Source organism: Alloalcanivorax dieselolei B5, assembly GCF_000300005.1.
Lineage (GTDB): Bacteria > Pseudomonadota > Gammaproteobacteria > Pseudomonadales > Alcanivoracaceae > Alloalcanivorax > Alloalcanivorax dieselolei.
Genome location: NC_018691.1, coordinates 2063901 through 2077214 on the forward strand (window position 1 = coordinate 2063901; position 13314 = coordinate 2077214).

11 protein-coding genes are annotated in these 13314 nt (G+C 62.5%); 9 read left to right on the top strand and 2 right to left on the bottom strand.

Annotation, left to right across the window (positions count from 1 at the left end; all coding sequences use genetic code 11):
- The first annotated feature begins 553 nt into the window (after nt 1–553).
- From B5T_RS09355 to B5T_RS09385, 7 genes are all read left to right on the top strand, one after another.
- On the top strand, nt 554–1369 hold the full coding sequence (locus B5T_RS09355; RefSeq protein WP_014994251.1) for a polyphosphate kinase 2 family protein: 816 nt from the start codon (nt 554–556) through the stop codon (nt 1367–1369).
- Nucleotides 1370–1507: 138 nt separating this feature from the next.
- A complete protein-coding gene (locus tag B5T_RS09360; protein ID WP_014994252.1) occupies nt 1508–1894 on the top strand; it encodes an SCP2 sterol-binding domain-containing protein in 387 nt (128 codons plus the stop codon).
- Nucleotides 1895–2241: 347 nt separating this feature from the next.
- A complete protein-coding gene (locus B5T_RS09365; RefSeq protein WP_014994253.1) occupies nt 2242–4161 on the top strand; it encodes an ATP-dependent DNA helicase in 1920 nt (639 codons plus the stop codon).
- A 61-nt stretch (nt 4162–4222) separates the two neighbouring features.
- Nucleotides 4223–4900 (top strand): tRNA (adenosine(37)-N6)-threonylcarbamoyltransferase complex dimerization subunit type 1 TsaB, encoded by a 678-nt coding sequence (tsaB, locus tag B5T_RS09370; RefSeq protein WP_014994254.1) that lies wholly within the window; start codon nt 4223–4225, stop codon nt 4898–4900.
- Nucleotides 4900–5337 (top strand): acyl-CoA thioesterase, encoded by a 438-nt coding sequence (locus tag B5T_RS09375; RefSeq protein WP_014994255.1) that lies wholly within the window; start codon nt 4900–4902, stop codon nt 5335–5337. Before tsaB ends, B5T_RS09375 begins: the two co-directional genes overlap by 1 nt.
- Nucleotides 5338–5342: 5 nt before the next feature.
- Entirely contained in the window at nt 5343–6158 is an 816-nt protein-coding gene (locus B5T_RS09380) for an undecaprenyl-diphosphate phosphatase (protein ID WP_014994256.1), read from the top strand.
- A gap of 59 nt (nt 6159–6217) precedes the next feature.
- On the top strand, nt 6218–6901 hold the full coding sequence (locus tag B5T_RS09385; protein ID WP_014994257.1) for a class I SAM-dependent methyltransferase: 684 nt from the start codon (nt 6218–6220) through the stop codon (nt 6899–6901).
- A 93-nt stretch (nt 6902–6994) separates the two neighbouring features.
- On the opposite strand, the gene plsB is transcribed toward B5T_RS09385, so the two are convergent.
- Nucleotides 6995–9499, bottom strand: coding sequence for a glycerol-3-phosphate 1-O-acyltransferase PlsB (plsB, locus tag B5T_RS09390; protein WP_041716968.1), 2505 nt, complete (start codon nt 9497–9499; stop codon nt 6995–6997).
- 211 nt (nt 9500–9710) lie between these two features.
- Between plsB and B5T_RS09395 the strand changes: the two genes are divergently transcribed.
- Nucleotides 9711–10574 carry a Dyp-type peroxidase gene (locus B5T_RS09395; RefSeq protein WP_014994259.1) on the top strand — a complete coding sequence of 288 codons (864 nt, stop codon included), beginning with the start codon at nt 9711–9713 and terminating at the stop codon, nt 10572–10574.
- On the top strand, nt 10556–11473 hold the full coding sequence (locus tag B5T_RS23065) for a DMT family transporter (RefSeq protein WP_014994260.1): 918 nt from the start codon (nt 10556–10558) through the stop codon (nt 11471–11473). The genes B5T_RS09395 and B5T_RS23065 overlap by 19 nt, the downstream gene beginning before the upstream one ends.
- Nucleotides 11474–11648: 175 nt before the next feature.
- On the opposite strand, the gene B5T_RS09405 is transcribed toward B5T_RS23065, so the two are convergent.
- Nucleotides 11649–13220 (bottom strand): aldehyde dehydrogenase family protein, encoded by a 1572-nt coding sequence (locus tag B5T_RS09405; RefSeq protein WP_014994261.1) that lies wholly within the window; start codon nt 13218–13220, stop codon nt 11649–11651.
- Nucleotides 13221–13314 lie beyond the last annotated feature (94 nt).

A 13314-nucleotide genomic window follows, 5' to 3' on the forward strand; every position in this document is an offset into this window, starting at 1 on the left:
CGGGTCGGGTAAAGCATCGTGGAGATAAATGAGGTTCATCGCGGAATAACGAGAATGTGGGCCTCCATCGGGGATGCGGGTCTGCACGGAGGCCTTCCGGGATCGCCGTGAATACATCCCTGTAGGCTCCCTGTTTGACATCCCTGTCAAACAGGGTCCCGGAAGGCCTCCGTACAGCCCCGCTTCGAGTGAACCGCCGCGTTCCGGGCTCCAATAACGATGGACCTTTCGGGAGAGGGAAGATGATGCCCTCTATTCCTCTTTGCTGGTTTGGCCACGGTCGAAAGGGCATCCGTAGTCGTCGGTTACCTCGAAGCGGAGCGGCGTTGCCTTTGCGGGACCCTGTCGAACAGGGACGTTCGACCGGGAGCCTACAGGGACGTATTCACGGCGTTCCCGTAAAGGCGTAACGCCGCTCCGCTGTCCATGATGGAGAGTAATTCCAGTTCCCGCCAAACCGCGATGAACCACAAATAAGCGCTCTTAATGCTTGGTAACGACAACGCCATGCCGGGACCGTTATGCTCGGGGTATCGCAATGGGAGACCCCGGCATGGAAATCGACCCCTACGGCTGGCCCGCCGCCGGCACCCTGGACGTGCGCAAGCTGCCCACTCTCGCCAGTGAACCGCCGCCACCACTGAAAGAGAGCCGGGAACGATTGCATGAGCACCAGCGGCGGCTGTATGCCTGCCAGCGCTATGGGGTGTTGCTGGTGGTGCAGGGGCTGGATGCGGCTGGCAAGGACAGCCTGATCCGTACTCTGGCGCGGGCCATGGACCCCGCGGCGTTCCGCGCCTATTCCTTCGGCCGGCCGCTGGGGGATGAACTCAACCATGACTTTCTCTGGCGGGTATGGCCGCGTTTGCCGGCGCGGGGGCAGGTGGTGGCGTTCAATCGCAGCCATTATGAGGCGGTCCTGGCCGAGCGGCTCTGGCCGGTGGTCGAGGTCCCGGAAGAGCCGGACTGGCCTGGCCGCTACCAGGCCATCAACGATTTCGAGCATCATTTGCACCGCGAAGGCACCCGCATCATCAAGGTGTGGCTGAACACCTCGGCGGAGGAGCAGCGCAAGCGTCTGCTCAAGCGTCTCAACAAGCCACGCAAGCGTTGGAAGTTCGAGCCGGCTGACATTGAGAACTGGTTGTCCCGCGACCTGTATCTGGAACGGGTCAATGAAACGCTGATCGCTACGCATACGGGGCACGCTCCCTGGCATCTGATTCCCAATGACGACAAGGGCGACGCCCGTGCCCGGGTGGCGCATGTGCTGGCGGAGACCCTGGCGTATCTGGCGCCGGATTACCCGCGTGAGAACATTGAGTGCATCGGCCGGTATCGGACTTTGTTGGCCGAGCCGGAGGATTGACCTTTTTGGCCTTCTTGGACCCGCGTACGGCTATTGCCACCCCCCAAGCCTTTCTATAAGGTACGGGAAAGTTTCGAACGGCCGTTTGAAAAGGAAAGGCGCGTCTCGAAGCCCTATCCCTTGAGCGAGGAGAACATAATGAGCGTTGAATTCCTGTCAGACGAATGGTTCGCGAAAGTGAAGGAAATTCGGGATGCGGCCGGCGACGTGTCCGCTCCGGCGGCTCTGGCCGATCTGGTGATCAACATTACGGTCAGCGGCGACGGTGGCGAGAAGGCGTTGTCCCTGGTGGGCGGTATGATCGAGGAAGGGCATCGCGACGAAGCGCCCACCACTCTGATTCTGCCGCCCGATCTGGCCAAGCGCATTTTCATCGAAGGCGACCAGTCCGCCGGCATGCAGGGCTTCATGAGCGGCCAGATCCGTATCGAAGGTGACATGAGCAAGCTGATGGCGCTGCAATCCGCCCAGCCCACCGACGATCAGAAGCAACTGATGAAGCAGATTCAGGACATCACTGCCTGATCACCGCCTTCTCAGCAAACGCCCGGTGCCTTCGTGGCCCGGGCGTTTTTTATGGGGGCGCCGCTTGCACGCTTACATGCGACCGCAACACGCAAACACGCTTGCACGCCATGCTTGCTGGCCTGGTAGCCATACGTAAAGGGCTGGTTGCTCGGGAAGTCAGGGGCGGGCCAGCATGTCTCCAGGACCGGCTATCCGGTTTTGGATTTAGCGTGCCAGCGTGTTGCGTGTAAGCGTGCAAGCGCCTCCCTTTGGCCTCTCCCCGCGATATCCGCTATCCTCTGCCACCCGACCCGATGTTGCCGGCATGCCCCGGCGACCTTTCCTGACCGGTTCAAGGATACGCCGTGACTCGCGCCAGCGAATTGCTTAATGATGCCGACCATATGGGCCGCCTGCTGGAGGGCTATCGCCCCCGCGAGCCCCAGTTGCGCATGGCCGACGCGGTGGACGCGGCGATCCGTTCCCACGGCACTTTGCTGGTGGAGGCGGAAACCGGCACCGGCAAGACCCTGGCTTATTTGCTGCCGGCGCTGCTCGGCGATGGCCCCACGCTGGTCTCCACCGGTACCAAGAGTCTCCAGGATCAGTTGTTCTTCAAGGATCTGCCGGTGGTGCTCAAGGCGCTGCCGGTACCGCGCAAAGTGGCCCTGCTGAAGGGGCGCGCCAACTATCTGTGCCCCTACCGCCTGGAACTGCACCAGGAAGAAGCCCGTTTCCTGACGCGGGAAACCGCCGAGCAGTTGCAGATCGTCGCCCATTGGGCCGGCCGTACCCGTTCAGGTGATATCGCAGAGTTGAAGCAGTTGCCGGAAGACGCGCCGGTGTGGCCCTGGGTGACCAGCACCGCGGATAACTGCCTGGGCGCGGAGTGCCCGCGCCATTCCGAATGCCCCTTGATGAACGCCCGGCGGGAGGCCCAGGAGGCGGACCTGGTGGTGGTCAACCATCACTTGTTCTTCGCCAATGCGGCGTTGCGCGGGGAAGGGGTGAGCGAGCTGCTGCCCAGTGTCAACACGGTGATTTTCGACGAGGCGCACCAGTTGCCCGAGGTGGCGGCCAATTTCTTTGGCGATTCGCTGAGTACCCGGCAGCTTCAGGAGCTGGGACGGGACAGCCTGTCGGAGGCGTCCAGCAATGCCATCGATGTGGGCGAGCTGAATCGTCGTATCAGCGCCCTGGATAAGGCTTGTCAGGATTTCCGCCTCAGCCTCGGTGAGCAGGAACGCCGCGCGCCCTGGTCCGAGGTGGCGGAATTGGAGGCGGTGCGGGAAGCGGGGCAGGCGCTGCGCGAGGCCACCTCGGAACTGGAAGCCTTCCTCAAACCCCACGCCAAGGCCAGCCGGGGATTGGAAGCCTGTGCCCGACGCGCCTGGGAGCATCTGCGTACTCTGGAGAATCTGTTGGAGGCGCAGGCGCCGAATCGGGTCTATTGGTTCGAGACGTTTCGTCGCACCGCGGTGCTGCACGGCACCCCGTTGTCGGTGGCGGCGCAACTCCGGGCTCAACGGGAACAGCACCCCTGTGCCTGGGTGCTGACCTCCGCCACCCTGTCCGTGGCTGGCCGTTTCGAGCATTTACAGAAGCGTCTGGGACTGGACGAGGCCGAGACGCTGCGTCTGGAAAGCCCGTTCGATTTCAAACGCCAGGCGGTGTTTTACGCTCCGGATGGCCTGCCGGCGCCGTCCTCGCCGGGGTATACCGCGGCGCTCTCCGAAGCCATGGTGCCGGTGATCGAAGCGGCCGAGGGGCGGACCTTTTTTCTGTTCACCAGCCATCGGGCGTTGCGCGAAGCCGCCGGTATTCTGCGCCAGCGCCTGAGCTATCCGTTGCTGGTGCAGGGCGAGGCCGGTCGCCGGGAATTGCTGGACGAGTTCCGGCGTCTGGGCAATGCGGTGTTGCTTGGCACCAGCAGTTTCTGGGAAGGCATTGATGTGCGAGGCGATGCGCTGAGCTGTGTCATAATCGACAAGCTGCCGTTCGCGTCGCCGGGTGATCCGGTGGCGGCGGCCCGCATCGAGTACATCAATCGCAACGGCGGTAACGCCTTTCGTGATTACCAACTGCCCCAGGCGGTGCTGGCCCTGCGTCAGGGCGCCGGCCGTCTGATCCGCGATCCGCAGGACACCGGCCTGCTGGTGGTGGCGGATCCGCGCCTGCTCAGCAAGGGCTACGGGCGCATGTTCATCGACAGCCTGCCGGGCATGACCCGCACCCGCAAGCTGGAGGTGGTGAAACGTTTTTTCGATTACATCAGGAATCGCTGACCGTGCCCGGCACCGTGTTCCGCCGGATCGGCTCCGCGACCTTCTCGGGAGTAGCCAGCCGATGACCCGTATTGTCGCCATCGAAACCGCCACCGACGCCTGCTCCGTGGCGCTGTGGCAGGACGGTGCCGTATTGGAAAAGTTCGAACCCGGCGCGCGCCGGCAAACCGAACGGGTATTGCCGATGGTGGAGGAACTCCTGGCCGAAGCGGGCATCGAACTCTCCTCGGTGGACGCGCTGGCGTTTGGTCAGGGCCCGGGTTCCTTCACCGGGGTGCGCGTCGCCACCTCGGTGGTGCAGGGGCTGGCCTTTTCACTGGACTTGCCGGTGGTCGGTGTCTCCACCCTGGCATCCTGTGCCTTGGCCGCCCATGATCGCCATCCCCGCTTTCAACGGATCGTCGCGGTGTTCGACGCCCGCATGGGGGAAGTGTATCTCGGTGCTTATCGCTGTGGCGGGGACGAGGTGGAAGCGCTGTGTGATGAAGGGGTGTTCGCGCCGGAACGGATTCCCGTGCTGGATGGCGGCGACTGGCTGCTGGCCGGTTCCGGAACGGTTTACCAGGACGCGCTGCGCGACCGCCTGACCTGGGCCGGGATGGACGCCGAGGCGATGCCTCGCGCGGCCACCGTGGCTCGTCTGGCGGTGGCGGCGGTACGGGAAGGTCGCACCGTGCCGGCCGAGCAGGCGCAGCCGGTTTATTTGCGCGATCGGGTGGTTCAGATAGGGAGCAAGTAATGATCGAGTGGGATTTGCCGAATGTGCACCATCTGCAAGTGGTGGTGCCGAAGCAGGCCATTGATGTCATGGGCCACGTCAACAACACCGAGTATCTGCGTTTCATGGAGCAGATCGCCTGGCACCACACCCAGGCGCTGGGGTTGGGCTGGGATAAATACCAGCAGCTCAACCGTGGCATGGTGGCGCGTCGTACCGAAGTGGATTATCTGGCGCCGGCGTTCGAAGGGGAGTCACTGCTGGTCGGCACCTGGATCGTGGAGAACGACGAGCGCATCAGTATCACCCGCCGTTATCAAATCATCCGTGAATCCGATGGGCTGACGCTGCTGCGTGGCCGTACCCGCTGGGTCTGCGTGGCGCTGGATTCGGGCAAACCCCGCCGTATGCCGCCGGAGTTTTTGTCCGGTTACCAACTTACCGCCCGGGAAGACTGAGCCGAATGGATGCCTTTCAAGCCGTTATCCTGGCCCTGATCCAGGGCCTTACTGAATTCCTGCCCATCTCCAGCTCCGCTCATTTGATTCTGCCCTCGGCCCTGTTCGGCTGGCCCGACCAAGGGCTGGCTTTTGACGTGGCGGTGCATCTGGGAACCCTGCTGGCGGTGGTGGTGTATTACCGCCGGGATCTGTTGGCGATGACCGGTGGCAGCCTGAAGGGGATCCGCACCAGCACCATGAACAGCGAGTTGCGTCTGACCCTGCTGGTGGGGCTGGCGACAATACCGGCGGTGGCCGCCGGTTTTCTGGCCAAGGATCTGATCGAGAACGAATTGCGCTCGGCCATGGTGATCGCGGTGACCACGGTACTTTTTGGTGTGCTGTTGTGGCTCGCGGACGTGCTGGGCGCGCGTCGGCGCGGTACCGAGACCATGGGCGTGGGCAGTGCCTTGTTGATCGGTGTGGCGCAGGCGTTGGCGTTGATCCCCGGCACCTCGCGCAGTGGCATTACCATCACCGCGGCGTTGGCGCTGGGCTTTCGCCGTGAAGACGCGGCCCGCTTTTCCTTTCTGATGTCGATACCGGTGATTCTTGGCGCCGGCCTGCTCAAGGCCAAGGATCTGGCGGAAAGCACGGTGCCGGTGGACTGGCTGCACCTGATCCTGGGCGTGGCGGTCAGTGGTGTGGTGGCCTACCTGACCATTGTGTTCTTCCTGCGTTTGCTGGATCGCATCGGCATGCTGCCGTTCATGATCTACCGGCTGTTGCTGGGCGGTGTGCTGTTCTACGTTATTTATTCGGCAACGGCGCTGTCTTGATACCTCTGGCCTGTCTCCCCGGCGCCCCGGACCTGAAGGGTGTCCCTCGTGTAAAGGATGTGGCCAGTGCCCGGGAGCAAGGCGTTGAACTGGTGCTTGGGCGCGTCGACGACCGCCTTTCCTTATGGGCGCCGGGGCAAAAAGCAGCGCCTTTGTGCGTGGATTTCCTCGGTGGCCGCCAGGGGTACCGTCTGGCCGCGGACCGGGTGCGTCATGAGCGATTGATCAAGGCGTTGGGGAAAGTCGTCAACGAGCCGGCGCGGGTCTGCGATCTCACCGCTGGCCTTGGCCGCGATTCAGCGTTGATGGCCCAAGCCGGCTTTCAGGTACTAATGGTGGAGCGCGAGCCGGTGCTGCATGCCTTGCTGGCGGACGGGTTGGCGCGTGCGGCGGGCACGCCGCTGGCGTCCCATCTCACTCTGTTGCCGCTTGCCGACGCGCGGGATCTGACGGTTGTTCTGGAAGGACCGTTCCACGCGGTGTTTCTCGATCCCATGTTTCCGCCCAGGGACAAAAGCGCGGCGGTAAAGCAGGATCTGCGCTGGTTGCAGCAGTTGTGTCGGTACCCGGATGAGGACGAGGAGCAGGCGTTGCTGGCCATGGCGCAGAGCCTGGACGCGCGCAAGGTGGTGGTCAAGCGTCCGCGACGGGCGCCGCCGCTGGCGGCGGTGGCGGCCTCGCACAGTCTCGAGGGCAAGACCGTTCGCTTTGATGTCTACACTTCACCCTCCGTCCGCAAGTGAATGTGCCAATGCCAGAGGGCCGGATTGGCCAGCAGGCTGGCTCCCACAATTGCGCTACGAAGCCGCTGTGGGAGCTTGCCTGCAAGCGAATCTCTACGTCTGGCTGTGCGGCTCGTCCGCCAGCGCTCGTTCCAGCTCCGGGACTCGCGTCACCCGCTGGATCGCCTGACTGACGTCGGTGCTGAGAATACGGCGGGCTTCGTCATCCAGGGCCCGCAGATGATCGCCGAACTGCAGCATGCCGGCCTCGTCCTTCCACACCAGCCCAGTGTCCAGCAACTGCTGGATGAAAGTGCGTAACACCACCTTGTCGAAAAACTCCGGTGAATTGAATTCGTACAGCAGCGACAGTCTTTGCGTGGTGCGGCTGGCCAGCTCCGCCAGTTGCTCGGCTTCGAGCCGACCGCCGCCGTACTGCACCAGCAGACGGATGGTCAGATAATAGCGCTCCAGGGACGGCATCACCGTCTGACCCAGATGGGCCAGCATGTCCGATGCCACGGTGTGAATCGGCGCGCCGTGCAGGCAATCGCCGTCACGTTCCACCAGACCGTGTGCTTCCAGCATGCCGACGATGCGATTGACCGCATCGGTCAGTTCGTCGCCTTCCTGCCAGTGCAGGAAATACTCGTTGCGGAAGAACGGGTAGAGCAGGGCGACCATGCGCTGCAGCGTGCTCTGATTCAGGCTGCGGGCATTGAAGAACAACGAGCAGATCAGTCCCGGCAAGACGAACAAATGCAGGCTGTTGTTGCGCACATAGGCCATTTGCAGCGCGGTGGCCGGATCGGTGGTGACCACGTCGCCGAGGGGGTGGGATACTCGCAACAGAAACTCGTGTTTGAGCCCGTAGTCGATCAGGGCATCGGCGTCGGTGTCCGCCAGGCAGGCGGTGTCACTGTAAGGGGCTTCGTTCAGCAGCGTGATATACAGCTGCAGTTGCTGCCGCAGCTGTTGCAGATCCATGGTGTGTTTGGGCGTTGCCAGCAGCGCCAGGCTGATCAGATTGACCGGGTTGGCCACGGCGGCGGCGTTGATGCGCGTGGCCACTTCCTGGCCCAGGGCGTTGACCGTCTGTTTGAACCAATCCGGGGACTCCTGGGCGTCCAGTGTCTCGCCGCGCCAGCCTTCCCGGTGGTCATCGAGGAAGTCCACCAGTTTGATCGGTTCGCCGAAATTCACATGCACCTGGCCGAAGTGGCTGCGCAGCACTTTTACGGATTTCAGCAGCCCAAAGACCGATTCCTTTTTCTTTTTCTTGCCGTGCAGTTCGCCAATATAGGAACCGCCTTCGATGACCTTTTCATAGCCCACATAGACCGGTACGAAAGCGATGGGTTTGCGCGCATCGCGCAGGAAGCTGCGCAGGGTCATCGCCAGCATGCCGGTGCGGGGTTGCAGCATGCGGCCGCTGCGGCTGCGGCCGCCTTCGATAAAGTATTCAATGGAAAAGCCGCGCGCGGTGATGGTGTGCAAATACTCATAAAACACCGCCGCGTAGAGCGGATTGTCACGGAAACTGCGACGCATGAAGAAAGCGCCGCCGCGCCGCAGAATGGTGCCCACCACCGGCAGGTTCAGGTTGATACCGGCGGCGATATGCGGTGGCACCAGGCCATTGCGATAGACCACGAAGGACAGCAGCAAATAGTCGATGTGGCTGCGGTGGCAGGGCACGTAGATCACTTCGTGATCCCTCGCCACCTGCGTGAGATTGTCCAGATTATAGAGGCGAATGCCATCGTAAAGGCGGTTCCAGACCCAGTTGAGAAACAGCTCCAGCGCCCGGATCACGGTGTGGGAATAGTCGGCGGCGATTTCCAGCGCGTAGCCTCGGGCCCGGGCGGTGACTTTCTCTTCCTTGTCCTCGCTGCTGGCGATCTCTTCCTGGATCGCCTGGCGCACCGCCGGAGACTGAATGATGTCATTGGTCAGGGTGCGCCGGTGAGACAGGTCGGGGCCGATGGCCGCTTCCTGCTGGCGGCGGAAGTGCACCCGCAGAACACGGGATGTCTTGCGCACCACCTGGTCCACATCATCGGACTGGTCGGCAAGCACGCGCAGGGATACCGGCGGGCTGAATTGCAGGTACAGATCGCGGCCCTGGGTAAGAATGATAAGAAACTTCTTGATAAAACCCGGTGGCGCCCAGGTATCGGAGAACAGAATCCGCCACAGGGAATTTTCCTTTTCCGGTTGGCGTCCCCAGAACACCGACACCGGCACTAATTGCACATCCAGGTCCGGGTTGTCGTGCAGGGCACGCACCAGTTTCCGCAGACGCGGCGGCACCAGGGCATCCCGTTGCCGGGTGCCCGTCACTCCGCGTTTGTACAAGTAGAAATAGCTGCGGCGCAGATGCTGTTTGCCCAGACTCAGGGAGGAATTGGCGGCACTCAGCTTCTGCTTGCGAGTGGCTTGATGCACCACCGCCGCATCCGCCACGGAGCGATCTCGCATTACATAGACCACCGGCTTGTTCGGGTCCAGTTGCAATTCTTCGGGATCCGCCGGCAGTGCCGTGGCGCGGGTGCATAGCCGCATGAAGGCGCGGATCAGCAAAAACAACAGTCGGTCGAGGCCTAGCCATGGACTCATAAAGCGAGCTCTTGGGTATCCGGGTAGAGGTCGATTCTACCGGACGCGGACCGATGGCGCCCACCATGGTGATTCACACTGGCGCGGAATCGAACGGTATCCACGGTCATAGCGTTACCGGGACCGATTAACCGCTCCGTCCGTATGGCATTTCTTCCCGCAATCCGCGATCATCCTGATTCGCGATACCCCCGTATTAAAGGAGTAACCCGTGTCCGAACACCAGGCCGGCCTGTTTGACCGTCACTATACCCATCATCTTTTCCTGGAATTCGCCCTCGGCGCTGGCGCCGACATGGACGGGGTGCGCCAGGCCTTGCGCGATGTGCTGGCGCGGGCACCGGCCAGCACCCCGCTGTTGATGGCGTTCGGCCCCGGGCTGTGGCGGAAGCTGTCCCGCTCATTCACCTTTCCGCCGTTCTCCCTGGAAGGCAAGGCGCCCTCCACGCAGGGGGATCTGTTGATCTGGATCCAGGCGGAAAATCCCAGTGACCTGTTTGACACCGCCCTGGCGGCGTCGCGGCGGTTGCGTGAGGTATTGGCTCTGCAACTGGAGGTTCAGGGTTTCGTTTACCACGATATGCGCGATCTGTCCGGCTTCGTCGATGGCATTGGCAACCCCACCGGTGACAAGGCTCTGGCCGCCGCGGTGATTCCGGAAGGGCAGCCCGGGGCGGGTGGCAGCTGGATGATCACGCAGAAATGGGTGCATAAACTCGAAAGCTTCAACGCCCTGCCGGTGGAAGAACAGGAAAAGGTGTTCGGCCGTACCAAGGCCGACGCGGTGGAGTTCGATGGGGAGAACATGCCGGAGAACTCCCACGTGGGCCGCACCGATGTGGACCATGATGGTGTGCCGCAGAAAATCTGGCGGCGCTCGGTACCCTATGGCACCACCACCGAGCACGGTTCCTACTTCATCGCCTTCACCTGCGAGCGGGAACGTTTCGAGTTCCTGCTACGGCGTATGTACGGCATGGTCGACGGTGTTCGCGATCGTCTGCTGGATTACAGCAGGCCGGTCACGGGCTCCTGGTGGTACGCGCCCAGCCAGGAATGGCTGAGCGCGCTCTGAACCAGCTGCAAGCGGGCGGGCAGGTCGGCGTGGCGTCGCCGCTCGCACCGGCGCCGGCCCCGCGCCCCCTTACCGGTGTCCTGCTGATGGCCGCCGGCGTCGGCATCCTGCCGTTGATGGACAGCCTGGCCAAATACCTCAGCGACGAATACCACGTGGTTCAGGTTACCTGGGCCCGGTATCTGTTCCATTTCCTGCTGCTTGGCGCACTGCTGCTTTGGCGCTTGCCCTTGTCCGCGCTGATCCCGCGCCATGCCGGCCTGCAGGTGATCCGCAGTGCCTTTCTGCTCAGTACCACCCTTTGTTATTTCGGTGCCATTGCCTTTCTGCCGCTGGCCAATGCTCTGGCGCTGGCGTTTCTCGGGCCGCTGGTCAGTACCGCTCTGGCGCCGCTGATCCTGGGCGAAAGCGCTGGCCCGCGCCGTTGGATCGCGGTGACGGTGGGTTTCCTTGGCACTCTGGTGGTGATCCGTCCCGGCTGGGGCGAGTTCCATTGGGCCTCATTGCTGGGATTGGGGGCGGGGGTGTCCTACGGGCTGTACCAGCTCACCACCCGGCGCCTGTCCGGCAGCGGCCGTCCCTCGGTGACGCTGTTTTACACCTCGGTGTTTGGCCTGGCGGTGCTCAGTTTAATCGTCCCGATGGTCTGGCGCTGGCCGGACCCGGCCACTTGGGGACTGATGCTGTTGATGGGCTCGGTGGGCGCCCTGGCGCACTTTCTCATCATCCGCGCCTTCGAATACGCCAGCGCCCCGGTCCTGTCCCCGGTGAGCTATATGGAGATGGTCTCCGCGGTCACCCTCGGCTGGCTGATCTTCGGCGACTTCCCCGACGCCTGGACCTGGGCCGGGATTGGATTGATCGTGGTCAGCGGCTTGTTGATTGTTATATGGGAATGATAAGAGCAGTTGACAGTTGATAGTGGACAGTTGACAGCGAAAAACAAAAACAGGTGATCTTTAGCCGCTGTTCCCACAGAAAAGGCATGAACCGACTTTGTTGATACGCAAATGGCTTTTGCACTTCCGCATTTCTTTCCGCTGTCAACTGTCCACTATCAACTGTCCACTTTGTTTATTTCTGTTTCCCAAACATTTTCCGGACCAGGAACGGCGTCAGCTTCAGGCTGGCGCCGAGCCATTGCAGCGGGCTTTTGGGGAAAGCAAAGTACAGGGCGTTGAGCAGGCCCTTGTAGGTGGCGCGGTCGAAGGGGTACCACCAGAGGTTACGCTTGGCCGGGAGTAAGTCCCAGTTGATCGCTTTGACGTGGGTCATTTCCTCCAGGCCTTCCGGGCCGTGGGTGCGGCCGATGCCGGATTCCTTCCAGCCGCCCCAGGGGGTTTCCGACAGGCCATGACTGTAGAGGTGGTCATTGAGGGTGGTGACGCCGGATTCCAGCCGGGCGGCGAGGGCGCGGCCTTTTTTGTTGTCGCGGGTCCAGATCGAGGAGGTCAGGGCCAGTTTGGAGTCGTTGGCTTTTTCCAGGGCTTCCTCGGCGTTGGCCACAGCAGTGACGGCAATGATCGGGCCGAAGGTTTCTTCACGCATCACCAGCATGTTGTCGCTGACCTGGGTGAGCAGGGTGGCGGGCAGGAAATAGCCGTTTTCCACCTCGCCCACCGGTCGTGACTGGGCCTCGATACGCGCGCCTTTGGCGAGGGCGTCTTCCAGATGTTGTTCCACCGTGCGTTTCTGACCCTCTGTGGTGAGGCTGCCAATGTCCACCGGGATGCTTTTATCGTTGCCGGGACCATGGCGCAGGGCGCGGGTCTTCTTCGCCAATAGTTCGACGAAGTCATCGTACACTGAAGCTTCCACATAGACGCGCTCGACACCCCCGCAGCTTTGCCCGGCGTTCTGGTAACCGGCCCAGGCGGCGCCGTTGCTGGCACGCTCCAGGTCGGCGTCGGCCAGCACGATCATCGGGTCGTTGCCGCCCAGCTCCAGCGACAGCGGCGTCAGTGTTTGCGCGGCTTGGGCCATCAGTACCTTGCCGGCGTTGACGCTGCCGGTGAAGAAAAGCTTGTCCACGCCATTTTCAAAGAAGGCGGTGGCCACTGCCGAGCCGGAGCCGACGATGTGCTGGAACAACCCGTCCGGCAACCGGCCGGCCTCGACGATGCCCTCGATGGCGCGGCCCACCGCAGGAGTGGCGGCGGCCACCTTCAACAGCACGGCATTACCGGCCATCAGGCCCATGATGATTTCACCGAACGGAATCGACAGGGGATAGTTCCAGGGGCTGATGATGCCCACCACACCCAGGGGCAGGCGGCGAATCTCGGTGCGTTTATTGGCGAACAACAGACTGCCGCCGGGGCGGCGTTTCGCCGCCAGGACTTTCTCCGCGTTACGGCCATACCACTGGCAGGAGAGAGCACAGGGCAACACCTCGGTGGCGAGGGCATCGACCAGCGTCTTGCCGTTGCTTTCACTGACTACCCGGGCCAGTTCCTCGGCGTTGTCGCGGATGTAATTGCGCATGCGCCTGATGTGCACGGCCCGTTCCCTGAACGATTTGGCCGCCCAGATCCGCTGAGCCTGGCGCGCCTTCTTGAAACGTTCCGGCAGAGTAGCGAGGTCGGTTTCATTAAGTTCCGCTACGGCTTTGCCGGTGGCGGGGTTGGTGTCGATCACGACGGTCATGGTTACGGCTCCGGCGGCAACATTGAATCACTGGCGGTAATAGTGGAGCGATCGGGAAAGCCATGCCATGGCCGGGGCGCCGGGGAGGGTCGGA

What these genes read in the sequence shown, in the direction of transcription:
- B5T_RS09355 (WP_014994251.1), top strand. Translation starts at nt 554, where the DNA reads ATGGAAATCGACCCCTACGGCTGGCCCGCCGCCGGCACCCTGGACGTG.
- B5T_RS09360 (WP_014994252.1), top strand. Translation starts at nt 1,508, where the DNA reads ATGAGCGTTGAATTCCTGTCAGACGAATGGTTCGCGAAAGTGAAGGAA.
- tsaB (WP_014994254.1), top strand. Translation starts at nt 4,223, where the DNA reads ATGACCCGTATTGTCGCCATCGAAACCGCCACCGACGCCTGCTCCGTG.
- B5T_RS09375 (WP_014994255.1), top strand. Translation starts at nt 4,900, where the DNA reads ATGATCGAGTGGGATTTGCCGAATGTGCACCATCTGCAAGTGGTGGTG.
- B5T_RS09380 (WP_014994256.1), top strand. Translation starts at nt 5,343, where the DNA reads ATGGATGCCTTTCAAGCCGTTATCCTGGCCCTGATCCAGGGCCTTACT.
- plsB (WP_041716968.1), bottom strand. Translation starts at nt 9,499, where the DNA reads ATGAGTCCATGGCTAGGCCTCGACCGACTGTTGTTTTTGCTGATCCGC.
- B5T_RS23065 (WP_014994260.1), top strand. Translation starts at nt 10,556, where the DNA reads ATGGCTGAGCGCGCTCTGAACCAGCTGCAAGCGGGCGGGCAGGTCGGC.
- B5T_RS09405 (WP_014994261.1), bottom strand. Translation starts at nt 13,220, where the DNA reads ATGACCGTCGTGATCGACACCAACCCCGCCACCGGCAAAGCCGTAGCG.